Genomic DNA, 20,681 nt, shown 5'->3' on the forward strand with positions numbered 1-20,681 from the left:
CACCGTTAAATTTTTGTAGCGTTTTTATTGATACTTCATAAGTTAGGATAAGACTTTTGCCAATAGTAATTTTTTGTAATTTGCTACCTTATAAAAAGTAGAAATTGAGGGTTAAACTGTTCTGTCCCTGTGTATTATCATAATATCGGACAGTTTTTAAAAACTATCCGTCATTGTTAGGAGTTGCGTTAGCAACACGCGGTAATCTCAGGAGTTTTCGCACTACCTACTAGATTGTCACGCATTCTACGAATGCTCGCAATGACGTTTTTTACGTGATTTACATAAAACTATCTAGTACTATGGTTATTATACCCATATCCAAGGTTGAGCAGAATTTGCTAATATACCTTGGTTTATATCTTTCACTGAATATATTCTAATAAAATAACGGTCTTTTCCATCCCATTTAGGACTATAGCTATCTCTTTTGTGTAAAACCGTTTTATTGCTTAATACAACGATATCACCGGAAGCAATATAATATATATATATATATATAATTTTGAATAGATTTTTGATCTACAATTTCTCTAATTTTATTTAACAACCCTGCTGCTCTTTGTGTTTCAGGAATAGCATCCATCTTTATTCTGCCACCGTTAGCATCTTCTACTAGTAAAGGTATATTTTTACTTAATATTTTACATGAAAAAGAATCTGCACTTGTTACTGTAAATTCATTACTAAGCCCTATTAAGATATCTTGATAGCTTAATTGATTTAATATATCTTTAAGGCTAATATATACTATAGGTAGATTCTCATGCCCCTTATGCACAATACCGAAAATTAAGTAATCGGGTAAAGGAGATAAGTTATCCCTCTTTTTTATCATTGGACGGTATGCAGCATCTACATGCCAATCTAAATCATTATAAGGTGATTGAGAGCTACGTTCATTATAAGAATTACGTCTTGGTGCTACCGCTCTAATAATATTCTTATCTTCATCTTTATATGATATAGGAAAACTACCAATTACCCCTATTACTCCATACATATGATAAATTAGCTCTTCTATTCCGGTAACCTGTACCTCACCGTCATAAGGGGTTACAACATTATAGTTTTTTTTATCGATATTAATTTCTGTATCGTTATTTACGGCATCTGTAATATTTTTTGTATAATTTACATATTTTTTTTCTAAAAAATTTTTAAAAAATACGGTAGATTTATATGGATTTTCAGTCAAATTGTTTAAAACTTCATCAGTATTGATATTTAAATTTTTTAGATAAATTTCCTTTCTCATAATTTATCTTTAAATCTTTTTTATAACTGAGTTCCAATTTTTAGAAGCATTAATAATACCGAAAGGATCTACATATTTTGTATCTACTAAATATAAATCTTTTTTTTCTTTCAACCAGCTAGTTAATCTAACGATTTTATTGTTTAAATTTTCTAATTTTGCTATACAAGTTTTTGCGTCTAAAGTTTTTCTCCAAACCATCATAGCACGCATTATTATAATCAATATTAGTATCTTCAATGATAAAATAATCTCCTGCTTCAAATATATTATTATGAAAATATTCTAAAATACCTATAGTATTAATATGAGCATCTTCTATTAAAAGTCTAGGATGTACTATTGTGGATATTTTTTCTTTTGGGAATATCGCTTCTACTTTATTAGAATCACCTTGTAAAAATTCTATTCTATTATCTTCTTTTACAGCTTGATCAATATTTTCAAAAGCGATATCTATACTAATAACTTTACCGTCTTTTACCGATAAACTTTGTATGTCCGCCAACCAAAGGGCCGAAGCCCCTTTAAAACTTCCAAATTCAATTATAGTTTTGGGTTTTAATTCTTGAATTAAACCTTGAGTAGTGACAATCTGAAAAGGACTTTTTTGTAATGGTATATTTTTCCAATTAATATCACAACTATTTTCGGCGATAGAATGCCACAACGATTCAGGTATATCACTTGCTGAAGTTCTATTATTTATAGATACAAACCTTTTTGATGGTACTGTATTATTTAGGAAATTTAACACATATCCCCAACCTTAAGTTAATATAGCTATTGTAATACATATTTCAGATTCTAAAGTCAATAGCTTTTTTAAATTAAAAGTTGAAAAATGAGGGCTATCTAGAGATATATGTAGCAAGTATACTACGAGTAAATGAAGAGTTGGGATACGAAGTTCAACTTGGAAAAGAGCAAGGAGTCTATAAGCCGAAGAGCGCAGCGTATACTAAATACGTGAGCATCTGAGGACTTACAAAGACGAGGTAGCCAATTTTTCAAGTTGAACGAGTATATACATTAAGATAAATATACTTCTTTATCTAAAGTATCTTCGCTGTTATCTATAATCATAGTAATTGTTGCATCGCCGGTAATGTTGATAGTAGTACGGAGCATATCAAGTATTCGGTCAATACCGGCAATAATTGCTACTCCCTCTATAGGTAAGTGAACCGAAGAAAGAACCATAGGAAGCATTATCAAAGAGGCACCGGGAATACCGGCACCGCCGATAGATCCAAGTGTTGAAGTGAGAATAATTACTAAATAGTCGTGAGGAGCAAGTGTTACTCCCATCATCTGAGCAAAAAATATAGTAGTAAGAGATAAATTTATAGCAAAGCCGTCCATATTAATTGATGCACCTATCGGAAGTACGAACGAAGTACTAGACTCTGAAATGCCAAGCTTTTCACGACAAACTTGCATAGTAGTTGCAAGAGTTGCTTTACTACTTGAGGTAGAAAAAGCAAGTATCTGATACTCGAAACTTTTCTTATAAAAAGGTATAGGGGAAACACGGCAGAATACATATATAAGTAAGCCAAAAACTAAATATTGAAACGTCATAGCCACAACTACCGCTACAACAAGTTTTGATAAACTAATCATTACCTCAACTCCTTGCATACCTACAATCCAGCCTGTTAAGGCAAAAGCACCGTAAGGGGATAATTGAATAACAAACGATATCATTTTTAATATTAATTTTGACATTACATGAATTAAATCAGTAATAGGTTCACCGATAGATTTCATTTTATTTAAGGTAATTCCAACAAAAATAGCAAAAAATACAACTTGTAAGACATCACCGTTTGCAAAAGCCCCAACGGCATTATCAGGGACGATATTTACAAAAAAATCAATTATATTAAATGAAGTTCTGCTTGTCGTTCCTGAAGAGGCGAAATCTATATGTATGCCTACTCCAGGCTTTAATACTAAGGCGACAGTGAGTCCAAAAACCGTGGCAAAAAAAGTAGTACCTAAAAAAGCGGCTACCGCTTTCATTCCTACTCTACCGAGTGCGGAAGTATCATTCATACTAGTGATACCGGAAACCAAACTGAAGAAAATTAAAGGGGTAATGATCATTTTTATCAAACGTAAGAAAATGTCACCGATAGGTTTAATATAATTAACATATTGTGGTAAGTATATACCAAATATAATACCTAAGATTAACCCTAAGGTAACTTTTTGCCATAATTTCATAATTTACTTACTTAATTTTTAAATTTGTTCAACAATAAGTTTATTTACTATTTTGGTCAATCCATTCTAAGTACTTTTGAAAGCCATAGTCAATATTTATTTTTATTATTTGCGGTAATTCATACTTATGAATTTCAAGGATTTTATTTTCAATTTCGTTATAATTAGAAGATTTTGCTTTAATTACAAGTCTATATTCGGTTTCTAAAGTTACTCTACCATTCCATCTAAAGTAACTTTTGACATCGTCAATTTGAATGCAGGCAGCAAGATTTAATTCTAACAAAACAGATGCTATTTTTTCGGCAATTTGCAAATCATTAGTAGTAGTGAAAATTAAACAATAATCTTGTATACTCGATGAACTTGAAAAATTGGCTATGTCATCTTTGTAAGTCCTAGGATGCTCACGTACTTCTATATGCTCCGTTCCTCGGCTTACAGATTCCTTGCTCTTTTTCAAGTTGATCTTCATATAACCCCTCTTCATTTCACCGAGATACATGCCTAAACCTCAACAAAACAATTAGGTGTTTCAAATAGTTTGAGGCTAGTAACAGAGGACTTTTGGTTTACGAAAAGTTTAGGAAAAATTTCATTTTTTAAATGCGTCGCTATATTTTCGGCAGTCGGGTTATTTCTCATGTAATATATTTTTTGACCGGTACAATTTTCTATTTGCCGTCCCATTTCCTTATCGTCTTGATGTAGGATTAAGCTATGATCAAAATTTTCGTCAATCCATTTTTTAGCCAAATCCTTAATTAAACCAAAATCGATTACCATACCGAGTGTATCGGTTTTGTTTGCGGCTATAGTTATCTCAAGAACATAGCGATGACCATGTAAAAACTGACATTTATTTTGATGTCCAATAATTCTATGTCCTGCATCGAATTCAATGCGACGAGTACATTTTATCATTATTATATATACTCCTAATAAACGAAAAGTAGGTAGATGAAGTTTAATTTGGAAAAGAGCAAGGCGTTTTGATATTTTTAACCGCAGCGTAGTTAAACCTACGTGAGGATTAAAAATGAAAAACAACGTAGCCAATTTTTCAAATTAAACGAGTATACTTATAAGTTTAACAATAACTTCTCAGGATTCTCAATGAGCTGCTTAATTTTTACCAAGAACGATACTCCTTCTTTTCCGTCAATTATACGATGATCGTAAGATAAAGCTATATACATCATCGGACGCACTTCAATTTTACCGTCTATAACTACGGCTCTTTCCTCAGTTTTGTGTAAGCCTAAAATACCTGATTGAGGGGGATTAATAATCGGCGTGGATAATAATGAACCATATACGCCGCCGTTAGAAATCGAGAATGTCCCTCCTGACAAATCAGCCATAGAAAGCTTACCTTCGCGTGCCTTTTTAGCCAAAGTTCCTATAGCTTTTTCTACTTCAGCAAATCTCATTTTATCAGCGTCTCTCACGACAGGTACGACAAGCCCTTGCTCCGTTCCGACAGCCACCCCTATATCGTAATAATTTTTATATACTAAATCGTCGCCGTCTATTTCGGTATTTACCGACGGAATAAGCTTTAAAGCTTCTATAGTTGCTTTGACAAAAAACGACATAAATCCAAGTTTCACAGCGTGCTTTTTCTCAAACTCTTCTTTATATTGATTACGCAAGGCAATTACTTTTGACATATCAATTTCATTAAAAGTAGTCAAAATAGCTGCCGTATTTTGTGAATCTTTCAAGCGTTGTGCAATAGTTTTACGCAAACGTGACATACGAACACGCTGCACCCTATCTTCATTAGATTTACTCATTGCAGGAGCAGAAGTAGCCGCAGGCGGAGTGTTTAGTGTTTCAAGCACGTCACCTTTGGTAATCCTACCGTCTCTACCTGTGCCTTTTATATTATTTGGGTCAAGCTTATTTTCGGTAACTAATTTTTGTACGGAAGGGGCAAGAGTATTATTAGCAACGGCAGGTTTTTCTACAGGCTTTTCTGAAGTAGGTCGCGTGGCTGCTTGAGGCTTCGCAGATTCATTATTAGTACCGGCAGTACTTGCAACCGCTCCTTCATTTATTTCGCCTATTTCTTCGCCGACTGCCACATTTGCACCGTCAGTTTGCGATATTTTACCTATAGTACCGCTGCAAGGAGCATTAACTTCTAAAGTTACTTTCTCGGTTTCGATTTCTAACAGTAAGTCATCGGTTTTAACTGAATCACCTTCTTTCTTATACCACTTGGCAATAGTTGCTTCCGTTACGGATTCCCCAAGTGACGGTACTATAATTTTAATACTCATAATTTATTTGACTCCTAAAAAATCGAAAAACGCGTTCGGTGTCATACCGTGGCTTGACCACGGTATCCAAAAAACAATAAAAAATACTAATAATTTTAGTATTTTAAACTGGATCCCGCGATCAAGTCGCGGGATGACAACTTAATTTTTCAAACTATCCAACCACAATATTCAAACCTCTATTGCTTCTTTTAGCAATCTTTCTTGCTGTTTATTATGTACTTGCAGCGAACCTACTGCCGGAGAGGCTGATTCCTCTCTACCTACATATTTAAATTCGTTATTAATTCCGGCTTCTTTTAAAGCATCGTTTAAGTGAGAAACTATATAACGCCAAGCTCCCATATTCTTCGGTTCTTCCTGACACCAAATAAATTCCTGCGTCCTATTATATTTTTTTAATAACGATGCTACAACCTTTTTTTCAAAAGGATATAATTGTTCTAACCTAATAATCGCTATATTACTATTATTCCCACGCATTTCAAACAAATCATAATATACCTTGCCGCTACATAAAATTACTTTGGTAATATTGTTTGCATCTACTTTATTGACTTCATCTAAAACCGGTAAGAAAGTAGTATTTTCGCCTAGCTCATCAAGTTTAGATACGGCATATTTATGACGTAATAATGATTTCGGCGACATTACGATTAACGGTTTGCGGGTATCATCAAGTATTTGGCGACGTAGCAGATGGAAAATCGAAGCAGGAGTAGTCGGATATGTAACATACATGTTATCTTCTGCAGCTAATTGTAAGAATCTCTCAAGCCTTGCCGAGCTATGCTCCGGTCCTTGCCCCTCAAATGCGTGAGGTAACAAAACCACAAGCCCGCTCATACGAAGCCATTTAGTTTCACTGCTTGAAATAAACTGATCAAAAATAATTTGAGCCCCATTAGCAAAATCGCCGAATTGTGCTTCCCACAAAATCAGGTTTTTAGGATTTGCTAAAGAATAACCGTATTCAAAACCAAGCACCGCATATTCAGATAAATTACTATCGGCTACCTCATATTTTGCTTGGTTTTCCGATAAATTATTTAAAGGTATATAGGTAGTATCGTCAATTTGGTTATGCAATACCGAATGACGATGCGAGAAAGTGCCGCGTCCTGAATCCTGCCCTGTTAATCTTATATACGTCCCTGCGTTAAGCAGCGTTGCGAAAGCTAGCTGCTCTGCCGTCGCCCAGTCAATAGGCTGGTCTGTAGTTAAACTAGCCTTTCTAGCATCAAATAATTTTACAAGTTTTGGATTAACGGCAAAATTTTTCGGTATTTCGCATAGTTTAGTCCCTAAATTTTGTAAGGTTTTTTTATTTATACCTGTTACTGAAGCAGACTTAAGAGTACGAGAAATGCCTTGCCATAAACCGCCTAAGAAATGAGCGTCGTACTTATAACTTTTAGCCTGCTCATATTCCTTATCTAGCTTTGCTTTAAATTCTTCTTTTAATTTAGGAAAATAATTATTATCAATTATACCGCTTTTTACTAACTCATTTGCGTAAATACTTCCAGGGGTCGGTTTGCTTTTAATAATGTTATACATCTTGCCTTGCGTATACATCGGTTCGTCACCCTCATTATGCCCGTATTTTCGGTAACAAACAATTTCTACTACAACATCCTTACCGAATTTCTGCCTGTATTCTACGGCAATATTAGTTGCTTTTAACACTGCTTCTATATCGTCACCGTTAACGTGTAAAATCGGGACAGCTATTACTTTAGCGAACTCCGTAGAATATCTGCTAGCTCTAGTATCCGCAGCATTCGCCGTAAAACCTAGCTGATTGTTAATGACGAAATGCAATATTCCGCCGATATCATAAGCGGCTAAAGGCGACATTGATAGACTCTCTGCTACCACGCCTTGACCGCAAAAAGCAGCGTCGCCATGCACTAAAATAGCTTTGACTTTATTACGTTTAGTATCTTTAAGTATATCTTGCTTTGCTCTTACTTTCCCTGCAACTATAGGGTTTACTGCCTCTAAATGCGATGGATTATCGGCTAGTGATAAATGTATTTTCTTCTCCCCTATGACTCTATCCGAGGAATAGCCTAAGTGATATTTTACATCGCCCGAAACATTTAGTTCATCAGGAAATACGCTGCCGCTTATGAAGCCCGCAATAACGGCTTTATATGGTTTGCCGACTACTTTAGTCAGGGTGTTTAACCTCCCTCGATGTGCCATACCGATGACGACTTCTTCAACGCCTTGATGCATAGATAAATCTATAGCTTTACTCATGGCGACTATAGAAGCATCACCGCCCTCAACGGAAAAACGCTTAGCTCCAGGGAATTTTGTATGTAGATATTGCTCAAACCCCTCTACTTCTACTAAATCATTTAAGATAGTTTTTTTGTCTTCAGAAGAAAAGGTAACTGCGCTTTCTAGCTTATTATATAACCAGTTTTTTTCTTCTACATTTTCTATTTGTTCAAACTCTATACCTATAGAATTTGTATAAACTTTATCAAGCTTGGTAACTAATTCAGATAATTTGCAGTTCCAAGTACCGACAAATTCATCTGTAATATTAATATTTTCTTCTAGCTGACCGCTATCAAAACCAAAAGTTTCTATATTAAGCTTTAAATCATTTTTTGTTTTACGCATCTCAAGACCAAGCGGGTCAAGATTTGCTAAATAATGAGCATGCTTGCGATAAGCATTTATCATGTCTTTAGCTTTGAAACTATTTAAGCTTTCAGAAGATAGATTATTATTTAACGATTCTTTTTTAGTATCATCAGAGATAATTATTTTTGCCGTACTTTTATTAAACAAAGATTCATTATTGTCTTTAACCTGAGAAAAAAACTCTTGCCAAGTTTGATCAACTGAAGCGGGATTTGTTAAATATTGTCTATATAGTTCTTCAACAAAAACAGCATTCCCGCCAAATAAAAAGTCTGTTTTTTTTAAATATTCTTCCATATTGTTGTTTGTATTGTTTGATTTTTTGTCGTAAGACGTCATTGCGAGGAGGCATTGTTGCGTGGATCGATTCCACCCCTGTCCATCCCGCGACTTGATCGCGGGATCCAGTTAGAAATGTCAAAATAATGCACACTCTAAGTTGTTTTATGGGGGCCCCATGGTCAAGCCACGGGGTGACCACACAGTGGGTTTTACCGATCCATGCAGCAAAGCCTTCAATCGCTTAGCTCATGACGGTGTTTACTATAAATACTTCCCCTCTAAATACTTGATATACACTTCAGGATTGATCTTGTCCTCACCGCTAGCACTTTTTAATAAATCGGCTGAATTTTTTAACGCACCGAGATTTCTAAAATTCTTATTTAGATAATTATTTAGATTACTAAAATCACCCTTTAATATATCATCTTTTATATTTGGGTGCATCTCTTTTACTTTTTTCATCACCATCGACGCAATAATTGCACCGTTTGTATAGGCGGGAAAGTAGCCGAAACTTCCGTGTGACCAATGAATATCTTGAAGACAGCCGTTACTGAAACTTGCCGGTTTAATACCTAAATATTCCCCCATCTTACTGTCCCAAAAGCTTGGTAACTCATCAAGGTTTAAATCACCGTTGATTAGCAGCTCTTCAATCTCAAAACGTAATATTACATGCATTGGATAAGTTACTTCATCTGCATCCACTCTTATAAAATCAGGCATAACTCTTGTAATTTTTCTATATAAATTTTCCGCTGAATATTCTTCGCCTTTTATATTAAATTCATCGTGAAGTAATTTGGCTAAAAATTCCGTAAATTCTCTTGATCTACCTACTTGCATCTCCATAAATAAAGACTGACTTTCATGAAAAGCCATACCTTTAGCACGCCCTACCGGTTGTCCTTTATACATTTCCGGCAAATTCTGCTCATATAAAGCATGACCTGTTTCGTGAATAATTCCCATTAAACCGCGTATGAAATTGTCTTTATCATACCTAGTAGTTAAACGTATATCGTTTGGCGTGCCACCGCAAAAAGGATGAGTCGATTCGTCAAGTCGTCCTTTTGCTAGATCAAACTGCATCATTTCCATAATGCGTTGTCCGATACGCTTTTGCATCTTAGGATCTAGTCTACTACTCTTTACTAATGCTTTTTCGCGTTTTTGCTTTTCTAAAACTTTATTTATAAGCGCCCGAAGTTCTTTTTTAAGTACTGAAAAAACTTGCTTGATCTCGCTACTTTTTCTGCTTGGATCATACATATCTATTAATGAGTCGTATAATCCGCAATTAAAAACATCTGCTCGTGCTTTTGCTACTTCTTTCGTATAATCTAAAACTTTTTGTAAGTGCGGTTTGAATAAGTTATAGTCATTATTTTTTCTTGCTTCTCGCCAAACAAGCTCTGCTTTAGTAGTAGTAGCTACTAACTTCTTTTGTAGTTGCTCATCGATACAATTTGCATCTGTTACCTTTCTCTCAATCTCTCTAATATTAGCATTTTGCCAATCGTTAAGGTGTTGTGATTCTTCTTGTGCCTTGCTAAGTAGCTCTTTTAGGATAGGAGATTTGAGCATAGAATGAACAAGCGACGTTAAAGTTACTATTTCGTTGCTGCGACTCTCACCTGAACCTATAGGCATATTTACGGCAACATCCCAGTATAATATGCTTAGAATATTATTAAAATGAGAGATGGTTGAAAATTCATTTTCTAATTTTGTGTAGTTGTTCATATTTTTCTCTATTGTAGGTTTTGTTGTACGACTCCGATGTCATTCCCGCGAAAGCGGGAATCTCGAAACATTTAATGTCATCCCGCGAGCTTGTAGCGGGATCCAGTAATAAAGTTACTAGTATCGTAGATTGCTTCTCTAGATCCCGCGATCAAGTCGCGGGATGACAATGAGTACTACTACAAATGCAACAATTCTGTTGCTGCCTTTAAACTTGCCTCGGTGATTGTTTTACCTGAAATCATGCGGGCGAGTTCCTCTTGTCTTTCAGATAAATTCAAAGCTTTTGCCGTTACCTTTGTTTCTTTCTCTAGCTGCGTTTTCTCAATTTTTATATGTAAGTCGGCTTTACCTGCTACTTGCGGCTGGTGTGTAATAACTATTACTTGAGTAACAGTACTAAGCTTTTTTAATCTCTCACCTACTTTATCTGCAACTTCACCGCCGATTCCAACATCTATTTCATCAAATATAATAGACGGTTTTACCATTTTATCAAATAAAGAAGTTTTTAAAGCAAGCATGAACCTTGATAATTCACCGCCGGAAGCGATTTTATTAATTGCTTCCGCTGCCGTTCCGGGGTTAGTAGAAGCCTTAAACACAATATCGTCATTACCGCACGCTGTTGGTTCTTTTCTAGCAGTTATCTCAATCCCAAAGATTGCTTTCGCCATTTTAAGCTGTTTTAGCTCCTGATGCAACGATTCTTCTAGATGTTTTGCAGCAATAAGACGCTTTGTAGATAAACCGCTTGCTAGTTCATAATATTTTCTCTGCAATAGCACTTCTTGAGCTTTTAACTCATTGCTATTTGCTATTTTGTTTTTTAATATACTGAGCTGCTCTAAAGATTTATCTAAAAATACACCTAACTCATCAGCAGGAACATTATATTTACGACTAATAGCTTTTATTAAAAATAATCTTTCTTCTGTTTCTTCAAGATTATATTCCTCGTAATTAAAACTATCTAACAGATTTGATAATTCTTGGCGTGCTTTTTCTAAATTATTATAGGCTTCTTCTAAACTTGTAGCGATAGTTTCAAAATGTTCGTTTTGACCTTGTCTTGCTAATAATTTTTCTGCTCTATTAATTGAAATATTTATTTCGGGATTGTTAATCTGTTCTAGAATATCTTTTATTAGCTGTAAATCTTTATCTTTATTTTGCAAATCTTTTCGTATATTTGCTAATTTTTCTTCTTCACCTATTTGAATGTTCAACTTAGTTAATTCTTCCGTTGCAAAGCTTAAATAATCAATTTCTTGTTCTATAGAATTTTGTTTAAGTGTTATTTCGGCAATTTCTTTCCGAGTATCTTGCCAAATCTGATAACATTTGGAAAGCTCCGCTCGGAAGTCCAAAAGATTTCCGTAACTGTCTAAAATATCACGCTGCGTATTTGCTTCTAGAAGAGAAATATTATTATTTTGTCCATGAAGCTCAAATAAGTAAGTAGCTAATTGCTGCATAAGAGTCTTATTAACTACTTGATTATTAATGAAGAAATTTTTCCGTCCTTCGGCTTTTTGCAAACACTTTACAAGTAATAACTCTTCAGGTTCAATAAAATTTTGGAGTAGAAAATTTTTTATTTCTTCATTTAAAGAGAATATTATATTAACAACAGCGTAATCTTTTCCACGCTTTATTATGTTGTTTGAAGTTTTGTAACCTAGGCAAAATAAAATAGCATCGAGCAAAATAGATTTACCGGCTCCTGTCTCACCGGTAATAACACATAAACCTTTATTAAACTCAATTTCCAGTTCGTCTATCAGAATGAAATTCTTAACTAAAAGATTCTGGAGCATAATTATACTAAGAGAGAACTTCAAAAATTGGCATCGTCATTCTACAAGAGCGCAGGTAGCCACGTATTAATATACGCTCCGCTCCTCGCCTTGTGAATTCCTTGCTCTTTTTAAAGTTGATCTTCGTATAACTCTTCTTCATATTTACCGGTATCATACTACTTGACCAACTTATATGCATAACTATACCACTGACTGTCGGGGTAGTTATAACCTAGCACCGAGGCATATTTTTTTGCTTCATCCGGCAGCCCGAGCATCATGTAGCTTTCGGCTAAACGGTAAAGAGCTTCTACCGAATGAGAAGTAGTTTGATAATTATCAATTACCTCTTCAAATCTGTTAATTGCTGCCATAGGATTCTTTTTCTTTAAGTAGAACCGACCTACCATCATCTCTTTACCTGCTAGATGATCGTTTACTAGGTCAATTTTTAAAGATGAATCAATAGCATATTTGGTATTCGGGAATTTTTCTATTACGTCTTTAAAACTGTCTTTAGCAAGGAAAGTTCTAGATTGATCATGGTTTACGTCAGAAATCAACATATAATATGATAGAGCTTTAAGGTAATATGCATAAGCAATATCAACATTTGCAGGATGCAAATTAATGAACATATCAAGCACGTCAACCGCTTCTTCATATTGAGCGGCAAGGAATAAAGAATAGGCCTGCATCAATTCAGCTTGCGGCGTCATTTCATTACCTGGATGTTGGTAAAATACTCTTCCGAATTCTTCCGCAGCTTTCTTATATTGTTGCTTTTCTAACAAAGTAATACCTTCGTTATAAAGAGTAGGAATAGGAACTACTATATCATCACTGGTTTTTTTGCTTTTACAGCCACTTAAAGATAGTCCTATAATGAAAAGGACACTTAATAATTTTGCTAATTTCATAAGAACTTAAATTCAGTTAATACCTAAATATACATATAGGCTTATCGAATTTCAAGGATTCAATTTCAAATCTCATAAACTTATAAATTTCTTGGACTTATTTCTCTACCCAGCGTCCCTTATCATTTTTATGGTATTTTTTTTCAACGGCTGACCATGCTACTTTGTGTGCAACTGCTTCTCTTGAATCATCCTTACGTCTTTTATCGGCATCCTTATATTGCTCAAATGCATGATAAAAGCTTCGCGATAAATATCCTTAGCATGGCTCGGAAGATGATTTTTGACTGAATCAGGTAAATCGTTATTATTTTTATAAGGCATAGAAACCTCCGGTAATATTATGCAAATAATATTTTGTAACATCAAAGGTTTCATTTCTATAGGAAAGTTAAACAAAAGTTACGACCATAAGCTTTTCATTTTGTTAAAAAAGCTGCCGTCGTTTTCTTTTTCACTTATGGATTCTTTTTTGAATTCTTCTAGTAACTCACGCTGTCTTTTAGATAAATTTTTAGGTACTTCAACATGAATATGTGTAAGCATATCACCCCTAATAGTTGATCTCATTTTAGACATACCTTTGCTGCGTAGTCTTAATTGATCACCGTTTTGTGTACCTGCAGGAATTGTTAAATTTACTTTTCCGCCTTCAATTACCGGTACTTCTACTTCCCCTCCAAGGGCGGCATTTACAAAACTAATAGGTAGTTTACAATATAAATTTGCTCCGTCTACTTTATAAATATCATGAGGTTTTATTGATATATCAACGTATAAATCACCGCTATGACCGCCTCTAATACCTGCTTCTCCTTCGCCTGTGTGTCTTATTCTAGTACCGTTTTCAACGCCGGCAGGAATATTGATCGATAAATTTCGTTGCTTATGGTAACGTCCCATGCCATGACATTTTTTGCATGGATTTTTTATAATTTGTCCGTTACCTTGGCATTTATGGCAAGTTTGCTCGATCGTAAAGAATCCTTGCTGAATTCTAGTCGCTCCAACACCGCCGCAAGCATCGCAAGTTGTTACGGTTTCACCTTTTTCAGAACCGCTACCGTGACAAGTGTCGCATTTTACTTTGCTAGAAAAGCTAATATTTTTTTCTATACCGTGAAATGCTGCTTCTAAATTAATTGTCAGATCATATTTTAAATCCGAGCCTCTAACTTTGCTTGAAGTCGGGCGTGACCTTCTACCACCTCCCATAAAGTCGCTAAAGAAGTCACCGAAAATATCGTTAATATCGGGATGAAAACCGCTAGTCCCTCCTGCTGCTCCTCCTCGTGATTGTTGATTTTGAAAAGCATCATGCCCAAAACGGTCATAAGCTGCTCTTTTTTGTTCATCTTTTAAAACGTCATAAGCAGCATTGATTTCTTTAAATTTCTTCTCGGCATTCGTATCTTCGGCTGCCGCATTATCGGGATGATATTGTTTAGCTAGCTTGTGGTAAGCTTTTTTAAGGTCAGCTGAACTAGCTGTTTTACTAACACCTAGAATTTGGTAATAATCTTGTGACATAATTTAATTTATAAACATGGTGGTCATCCCGCGGTCAAGCCGCGGGATCTTAGGAATCCATTTATATATTTTACTGGATACCGTGGTCAAGCCACGGTATGACATACTTGCTTTACTTCTTCTCTACATCCTTAAAATCGGCGTCTACTACTTTTTCATCGTTAGCAGTATTTTCTTCAGAAGGCTGACTTTCACTTTGTGCTTTATACATTGCTTCACCGATTTTCATGCTAGCTGCAGTTAAGCTTTCGGTCTTTTCTTTAATTAAAGCTGCATCTTCCGAATCAAGAACGGCTTTTAAAGCAGTTAGTGCTTCTTCGACTAGTCCTTTATCTTCTGATGATAATTTATCGCTGTAATCTTTTAAAGTTTTTTCAGTAGAATAAACTAAACTATCGGCAGCATTTTTCGCCTCAATAAGTTCTTTACGCTTTTTGTCTTCATCAGCATTCTGCTCAGCATCTTTAACCATTTGTTCGATTTCGGCATCACTGAGTCCTCCTGAGGCTTGAATAGTTACTTTTTGCTCCTTACCGCTTGCCTTATCTTTAGCCGAAACATGTACTATTCCATTAACGTCAATATCAAATGTTACTTCTATTTGCGGAACACCTCTAGGTGCGGGAGGTATACCCTCAAGATTAAACTGACCAAGTAATTTATTATCTTGTGCCATTTCACGTTCACCTTGGAACACTCTAATAGTTACGGTATGCTGATTATCATCGGCAGTGGAGAATACCTGGCTTTTTTTGGTCGGGATAGTAGTATTGCGATCTATTAATCTAGTAAAGACGCCGCCAAGAGTTTCAATACCAAGGGATAGAGGCGTAACGTCTAATAATAATATATCCGTTACTTCTTTATTAAGTACTCCGCCTTGGATAGCAGCACCAAGGGCTACAACCTCATCGGGATTTACGCCTTTATGCGGTTCACGTCCAAAGAATTTTTTTACGGCTTCTGGTACTTTCGGCATTCTAGTCATACCGCCGACTAACACTACTTCCTGAATATCGGAAGGCTTTAAACCTGCATCCTTTAACGCTTTACGACAAGGTTCGATGGTTTTCTCAATTAAATCGTCTACTAATTTTTCAAGTTCCGCTCTAGTAAATTTGATATTTAAATGTTTTGGACCGCTACTATCGGCCGTAATATAAGGCAAATTAATATCGGTAGTTACTGCGGAAGATAGCTCTTTCTTAGCTTTTTCCGCTGCTTCTTTCAAACGCTGAAGTGCTAAAGGATCATTACGTAAATCTATACCGCTTTCTTTTTTAAATACATCTATTAAATGGTTTAATATTCTTGTATCAAAATCCTCACCGCCAAGGAATGTATCACCGTTCGTTGATTTTACTTCAAAAACACCGTCACCGATTTCAAGGATTGAAATATCAAACGTTCCGCCGCCTAAATCATAAACCGCAATAGTCTTACTTGCAGATTTATCAAAACCGTAAGCAAGAGCTGCGGCGGTTGGTTCGTTAATTATTCTAAGCACTTCAAGACCTGCTATTTTACCTGCATCTTTCGTTGCTTGACGTTGTGCATCATTAAAATAAGCAGGTACGGTTATTACTGCTTGTGTTACTTTTTCCCCTAAATAATTCTCGGCAGTTTCTTTCATTTTTTGTAAAATAAAAGCACTAATTTGGCTTGGTGAATATTTGTTATTATCCGCTTCGACCCATGCATCACCGTTATCGGCTTTAACTATATTATACGGTACAATATCTTGGTCTTTCTTAACCATAGGATCGGTAAAATTTCTACCGATTAATCGCTTTACTGCATATATAGTATTGCGAGGGTTAGTTACTGCTTGTCTCTTAGCTGATTGCCCTACTAATTTTTCGCCGTTTGCAAAAGCTATTATTGACGGTGTAGTTCTCTCACCTTCTGAATTTTCTATTACTTTTGGCTCTTTCCCTTCCATGACTGCAACGCAAGAGTTAGTAGTCCCAAGGTCAATACCTATTACTTTTCCCATAATAATCCTCGTTTTCTTAAAATTTTCTATTTTGTTATGACTTTTTATTTGATATAGTGCGACTTTAATGATTTTACAAGAGGTAAAAATGAAAAAACTATCGATTGTACTAAAACTTTTATTTATTATTAATTTAGTTTTCTTAAACAATATAGTTTTAGCCTCTTCAGAAATGAATAGTACTATATTTGAAAAAGCTAAGAAAGCAATTGTAACGATTGATACTAGAATTGCCGTATCGGCGTATGAAGATACAAGCAGTTGGACCGGAACGGGATTTATTAACGATAAGCAAAACGGCTATATAATTACTAATACCCATGTAGTCGGTGTTGCTTCGATCGGAACTTATTTTGTTACTTTTTATAACGGCGAGCAGGCAGAAGCAAAACTTATCTATTACGATATTTGGCAAGATTATGCCGTTCTAAAAGTAGAGAGCAAAGACATACCGGCATCGGCAACACAAATATCTTTTGCAAGCGAACTTCCAAAATTAAATCAAAAAGTTTTTGTAGTAGGAAATACCGAAGCTCAAGGCTTTTCTTTCCATACCGGTTACTTATCAGATCTTTATAATATTACAGGTATGATGCCGCAATGTACTTATGTTATTAATTTAAATACTACAGGAGGTGCCAGCGGTTCACCGGTGTTAAATGATAAGATTGAGGCTATAGGAGTATTATATGGCGGCGGTAAAACCCATTCTTTGGCGTTGCACGGTGATTATGTAGCTCGCACTTTGGAAAGTTTGAAGAATAATAAAGAACCAAAGCGGAATCATATTGGAGTAGTAAGCGAATTGTATTCTTTAAATAAAGCAGTTAAACATCATAATTTCCCTAAAGAAGAAATGGATAAATATATAAATAAATTTCCTGATAGTAGAAATAGAGTGATAAGCGTTAAGACAATTCTAGCAGGCTCACCTGCCGAAAAGCTTTTAAAAGCCGGTGATATTATTTGGGCAGTAAATGATAAGGAACTCGGCGGTAATCTAGCGTTATTTGATAAAGAAATGGATAATTTTAAAGGAATAGCTATTAAGCTTACTATATTTCGTGACGGAAAAAAGCTAGAACAAGCAGTAGATTTATATGATATAAATAGTAATAAAATCACTAAAATGGTAAATTTTGGCGGTGCCGTATTTTTTGAAACCGATGATTATTTTAGCAATAAATCAGGTCTTCCGCTTAAAGCTTTAAGTATAGCTTCCGTTCAATCGGGTAGTAGCTTTAGCTCTATACCAACGTTTTTTACTAAAGATTATAAAAATGTTTATAGATTACAAATTCTTGAAATAAAAGATCTGAAATTAAGTAATATTGATGATTTGGTGAAATTCTTACCTGCTATTACTAAAGAGAAATTTATAACGGTTAGATTTAGAAATTATCAACCTTATTACGCTAATTTTGGTTATAATGAACTTATCTCATCACATGATAATATGATTGCGGATGTAACTCTAGATTCTATAGATACTAAGCCTTATATATTGAAATATAATACTATTTCTCATGACTGGGATATGGAAAATATAAAACTTCAGTAAGTAATTCATTGTGATAAATTAACAATTCTTAAGCAATTAAGTAATAATCAATTCAACCTAGTTTGTTGCGTTGTTGTTTCTAAATTTATAATCTTATATTTAGGCTCTGTAAAGGAACATTAAATTATTTATATTTTTATTCTTTTTGGCTACAAATTGTAAGATTTTTTTGAAATATGAATAACTATTCCTGCAAAAATCTTATTAATTTTCGCTCAAAAATATCTAAAAATATAAATAATTTAATGTTCCTTTACAGAGCCTAGGAGAATTGCAAATTAGCTCAGTGTTGTTCGCCATACTATGTCATCCCTGCGTGGCTTTGTTGCAGGGATCGGAAAACGCTCTTGATGTCATTCCTAGCTAAAAGCGGGAATCCAGAAAAAAGTGAGGCAATTTAAACTACTAATAGTGTTTATGCTGGTTGATTACTGGATTCCTGCTTTCGCAGGAATGACATCGCCCCCACACCTAAGAAACATCGCTAATTAACAATTCCTCCTAAAATAATTAATAATTTATAAATTTAGGAGAATTAATGAGAAAACAACCAATACCTACTTTACCTACATCAGATTTAAATCAATATAAAACTCCCAGCCTAAATTCGCCCGATTCAGATAGAGAAATGAAATCCGCGTCAGTAAAGAGTGATATAGAGGAGTTGGAAAAATTATTTAAAGATAAAACAAAAAGCGGCATAAAAGCTTTTAAAAGTGCATTAAAGGTATCTCTTGAAAGTAATCCCAATGCCTTATTACACGAAGCAGCTGAACATGGTAAAAAAGATTTAGTAGTAGAGATATTAGAAGCAAATCGGGACGCTATAGATTCTATAAATCCGTATGGTTTATCGTGATTACATTCGGCAATTGCAGGGGTTAATAGTAAAGAAGTTGAAATTTTATTAAAGGAAAAACCTACTTTAGTAACGATAAAAGATGCTGCAGGTCTTACTCCCTCACGTTATAATACTAGTAAAGAAATAATAGAAATATTACAAAATTGTGAACAAAGTTTTATAGACCGGCTTACTATAGATCCATGGTGCGGTTGGGAAAAAGATTTTGAAGAATATATAGGAAGTAAAATAGTAGTTGGACAAACTAATCCTAAAATAAATAATGATGAGTTTTAAAAAGCTTAAACTAAAACCGTTAACGAACTTGGAGAGCGATATCTTCCTTGTAAATTTAACATGGAGTATTAGATTTGCAAGGAAGATGTAGAGAGTTCTTTAATAAAAAACGATAAGTACGTAGAACTTACCGATGAAGTATTTTTAAGCTTAAAAAATTATAACTCAGTGGTAGGAATATACCGGGTAATTCCATCGTCTCCTATCAATGGGTAATACTCTGTTTGAGGGTTATAATCATCATTATTAATTGGTTCTTGTGATGATAGCTTTTGTGCTAATATTATCAATTTTTCTTCATGTAACTTAAAAGATTTTTCTCAATCCTCTCTTGTAATCTTTACAGTTTTAGCTTCGTCTGTGTTTACGTTGGGTGCTACAATATTTTCTGTTGAGTGATATTCTGTTAAAGTTACTTTTTCTTTTTTTTGGAACACTGGAACAAGTTTATATAATTTCGTCTAATACCTTAAAAATTATTTTGAAGCGGCAGCAGTATACAGGTCTTATTTATAAATGTCAACATAAATTAATATATAATTATTACAAATATTAATAAATACTAATTATTATAATTTTCTTTCACACAGACATTTCCTATGTCATTCCCGCGAAAGCGGGAATCTATAAAATTTTTTAAGCGAATTAGATGTCAAATTTTTATATAATTTTACGTATGGTTACTATTTTTTTCTGGATTCCCGCTTTTGCGGGAATGACATAAAAGTTGTGCAACAAAATCTTCACAAAACTGAAATAAACCAATATAATAAAAAATAAAAATTATGCGTTCTTTATTTATAATAATATTCTTTCTGATAAGTAGCTGTAATTTAAAGCCCGTATATAGAGAAGAATACAATAGAAATAATGATTTAGAAGCTATTGAAGTTGAGCCGATTAAAACAATTGAAGGGGCTGAATTTTATCATCGCTTAACTAGTATTTTACCTCAGAAAGCAAAAGCAAAATACCTACTTAAAGCAGAGCTTATCGCAACAACTATGCCTGCTACTATTGAAAAAAACTCCAATGTTTTAAGGGAATATATTAATCAATTAGTTAGATATAAATTAATTGATATAGAAAGCCAAAAGGTTTTAATTGAAGAGAAGTTTTACCAAAACACATCATATAATGCTATTTTTACACCATATGCAACAAATGTTGAAAGAGATGAAACAGGAATAGATTTAGCATATCAAGCAGCAGAGGAAATTCGTAGCAGATTAATTTTATATTTTACTTTTGATACATAGAA

The 20,681-nt window shown here is 34.4% G+C and carries 16 protein-coding genes and 2 pseudogenes; 3 read left to right on the forward strand and 15 right to left on the reverse strand.

All coding sequences use genetic code 11. The annotated features are described in order from the left end of the window. Positions 1–466: 466 nt before the first annotated feature. The 14 genes and pseudogenes from ACIAS7_RS03385 to dnaK all read right to left on the reverse strand — a co-directional run bounded on the left by ACIAS7_RS03385 (position 467) and on the right by dnaK (position 16,721). Positions 467–1,258 (reverse strand): cephalosporin hydroxylase, encoded by a 792-nt coding sequence (locus ACIAS7_RS03385; protein WP_473199347.1) that lies wholly within the window; start codon positions 1,256–1,258, stop codon positions 467–469. Positions 1,259–1,394: 136 nt separating this feature from the next. Next, positions 1,395–2,015 (reverse strand): CmcI family methyltransferase, encoded by a 621-nt coding sequence (locus ACIAS7_RS03390; RefSeq protein WP_473199348.1) that lies wholly within the window; start codon positions 2,013–2,015, stop codon positions 1,395–1,397. A gap of 275 nt (positions 2,016–2,290) precedes the next feature. Continuing rightward, positions 2,291–3,490, reverse strand: coding sequence for a dicarboxylate/amino acid:cation symporter (locus ACIAS7_RS03395; RefSeq protein WP_473199349.1), 1,200 nt, complete (start codon positions 3,488–3,490; stop codon positions 2,291–2,293). A 40-nt stretch (positions 3,491–3,530) separates the two neighbouring features. Beyond that, the gene (cutA, locus tag ACIAS7_RS03400) at positions 3,531–3,845 is read right to left on the reverse strand and encodes a divalent-cation tolerance protein CutA (protein WP_473199401.1); all 315 of its coding nucleotides are present in this window, start codon (positions 3,843–3,845) and stop codon (positions 3,531–3,533) included. Positions 3,846–3,997: 152 nt separating this feature from the next. Further along, the gene (locus tag ACIAS7_RS03405; RefSeq protein WP_473199350.1) at positions 3,998–4,414 is read right to left on the reverse strand and encodes a 6-pyruvoyl trahydropterin synthase family protein; all 417 of its coding nucleotides are present in this window, start codon (positions 4,412–4,414) and stop codon (positions 3,998–4,000) included. A 158-nt stretch (positions 4,415–4,572) separates the two neighbouring features. Next, positions 4,573–5,778: a 2-oxoglutarate dehydrogenase complex dihydrolipoyllysine-residue succinyltransferase gene (gene odhB / locus ACIAS7_RS03410; protein ID WP_473199351.1), complete on the reverse strand. Its 1,206-nt coding sequence runs from the start codon at positions 5,776–5,778 to the stop codon at positions 4,573–4,575. A 171-nt stretch (positions 5,779–5,949) separates the two neighbouring features. After that, positions 5,950–8,739, reverse strand: a complete 2,790-nt coding sequence (locus ACIAS7_RS03415; protein ID WP_473199402.1) for a 2-oxoglutarate dehydrogenase E1 component — start codon at positions 8,737–8,739, stop codon at positions 5,950–5,952. Between the two features lie 246 nt (positions 8,740–8,985). Then, a complete protein-coding gene (locus ACIAS7_RS03420) occupies positions 8,986–10,473 on the reverse strand; it encodes a carboxypeptidase M32 (protein WP_473199352.1) in 1,488 nt (495 codons plus the stop codon). A 179-nt stretch (positions 10,474–10,652) separates the two neighbouring features. Continuing rightward, entirely contained in the window at positions 10,653–12,293 is a 1,641-nt protein-coding gene (gene recN / locus ACIAS7_RS03425) for a DNA repair protein RecN (RefSeq protein WP_473199353.1), read from the reverse strand. A gap of 158 nt (positions 12,294–12,451) precedes the next feature. Beyond that, positions 12,452–13,195 (reverse strand): outer membrane protein assembly factor BamD, encoded by a 744-nt coding sequence (locus ACIAS7_RS03430; RefSeq protein ID WP_473199354.1) that lies wholly within the window; start codon positions 13,193–13,195, stop codon positions 12,452–12,454. A 97-nt stretch (positions 13,196–13,292) separates the two neighbouring features. Further along, positions 13,293–13,382, reverse strand: a pseudogene (locus ACIAS7_RS03435) (ChaB family protein); the annotation flags it as partial. Further along, positions 13,355–13,573: a hypothetical protein gene (locus ACIAS7_RS03440; protein WP_473199355.1), complete on the reverse strand. Its 219-nt coding sequence runs from the start codon at positions 13,571–13,573 to the stop codon at positions 13,355–13,357. The gene ACIAS7_RS03440 and the pseudogene ACIAS7_RS03435, both read right to left, overlap by 28 nt. A 24-nt stretch (positions 13,574–13,597) precedes the next feature. Beyond that, positions 13,598–14,725, reverse strand: coding sequence for a molecular chaperone DnaJ (dnaJ, locus tag ACIAS7_RS03445; protein WP_473199356.1), 1,128 nt, complete (start codon positions 14,723–14,725; stop codon positions 13,598–13,600). A gap of 112 nt (positions 14,726–14,837) precedes the next feature. Next, on the reverse strand, positions 14,838–16,721 hold the full coding sequence (gene dnaK / locus ACIAS7_RS03450) for a molecular chaperone DnaK (protein WP_473199357.1): 1,884 nt from the start codon (positions 16,719–16,721) through the stop codon (positions 14,838–14,840). A 67-nt stretch (positions 16,722–16,788) separates the two neighbouring features. On the opposite strand from dnaK, the gene ACIAS7_RS03455 reads away from it, so the two are divergent. Further along, entirely contained in the window at positions 16,789–18,282 is a 1,494-nt protein-coding gene (locus ACIAS7_RS03455; protein ID WP_473199358.1) for a S1C family serine protease, read from the forward strand. Positions 18,283–18,820: 538 nt separating this feature from the next. Continuing rightward, positions 18,821–19,141, forward strand: coding sequence for a hypothetical protein (locus tag ACIAS7_RS03460; protein WP_473199359.1), 321 nt, complete (start codon positions 18,821–18,823; stop codon positions 19,139–19,141). A gap of 437 nt (positions 19,142–19,578) precedes the next feature. On the opposite strand, the pseudogene ACIAS7_RS03465 reads toward ACIAS7_RS03460, so the two are convergent. Further along, positions 19,579–19,857, reverse strand: a pseudogene (locus ACIAS7_RS03465) (hypothetical protein). A 348-nt stretch (positions 19,858–20,205) separates the two neighbouring features. On the opposite strand from ACIAS7_RS03465, the gene ACIAS7_RS03470 reads away from it, so the two are divergent. Then, positions 20,206–20,679 (forward strand): hypothetical protein, encoded by a 474-nt coding sequence (locus ACIAS7_RS03470; protein ID WP_473199360.1) that lies wholly within the window; start codon positions 20,206–20,208, stop codon positions 20,677–20,679. Positions 20,680–20,681 lie beyond the last annotated feature (2 nt).

The organism is Rickettsia sp. 109562A South Dakota (genome assembly GCF_055791265.1).

What these genes read in the sequence shown, in the direction of transcription:
- ACIAS7_RS03385 (WP_473199347.1), bottom strand. Translation starts at nt 1,258, where the DNA reads ATGAGAAAGGAAATTTATCTAAAAAATTTAAATATCAATACTGATGAA.
- ACIAS7_RS03395 (WP_473199349.1), bottom strand. Translation starts at nt 3,490, where the DNA reads ATGAAATTATGGCAAAAAGTTACCTTAGGGTTAATCTTAGGTATTATA.
- ACIAS7_RS03405 (WP_473199350.1), bottom strand. Translation starts at nt 4,414, where the DNA reads ATGATAAAATGTACTCGTCGCATTGAATTCGATGCAGGACATAGAATT.
- odhB (WP_473199351.1), bottom strand. Translation starts at nt 5,778, where the DNA reads ATGAGTATTAAAATTATAGTACCGTCACTTGGGGAATCCGTAACGGAA.
- ACIAS7_RS03415 (WP_473199402.1), bottom strand. Translation starts at nt 8,739, where the DNA reads ATGGAAGAATATTTAAAAAAAACAGACTTTTTATTTGGCGGGAATGCT.
- ACIAS7_RS03420 (WP_473199352.1), bottom strand. Translation starts at nt 10,473, where the DNA reads ATGAACAACTACACAAAATTAGAAAATGAATTTTCAACCATCTCTCAT.
- recN (WP_473199353.1), bottom strand. Translation starts at nt 12,293, where the DNA reads ATGCTCCAGAATCTTTTAGTTAAGAATTTCATTCTGATAGACGAACTG.
- ACIAS7_RS03430 (WP_473199354.1), bottom strand. Translation starts at nt 13,195, where the DNA reads ATGAAATTAGCAAAATTATTAAGTGTCCTTTTCATTATAGGACTATCT.
- ACIAS7_RS03440 (WP_473199355.1), bottom strand. Translation starts at nt 13,573, where the DNA reads ATGAAACCTTTGATGTTACAAAATATTATTTGCATAATATTACCGGAG.
- dnaJ (WP_473199356.1), bottom strand. Translation starts at nt 14,725, where the DNA reads ATGTCACAAGATTATTACCAAATTCTAGGTGTTAGTAAAACAGCTAGT.
- dnaK (WP_473199357.1), bottom strand. Translation starts at nt 16,721, where the DNA reads ATGGGAAAAGTAATAGGTATTGACCTTGGGACTACTAACTCTTGCGTT.
- ACIAS7_RS03455 (WP_473199358.1), top strand. Translation starts at nt 16,789, where the DNA reads ATGATTTTACAAGAGGTAAAAATGAAAAAACTATCGATTGTACTAAAA.
- ACIAS7_RS03460 (WP_473199359.1), top strand. Translation starts at nt 18,821, where the DNA reads ATGAGAAAACAACCAATACCTACTTTACCTACATCAGATTTAAATCAA.
- ACIAS7_RS03470 (WP_473199360.1), top strand. Translation starts at nt 20,206, where the DNA reads ATGCGTTCTTTATTTATAATAATATTCTTTCTGATAAGTAGCTGTAAT.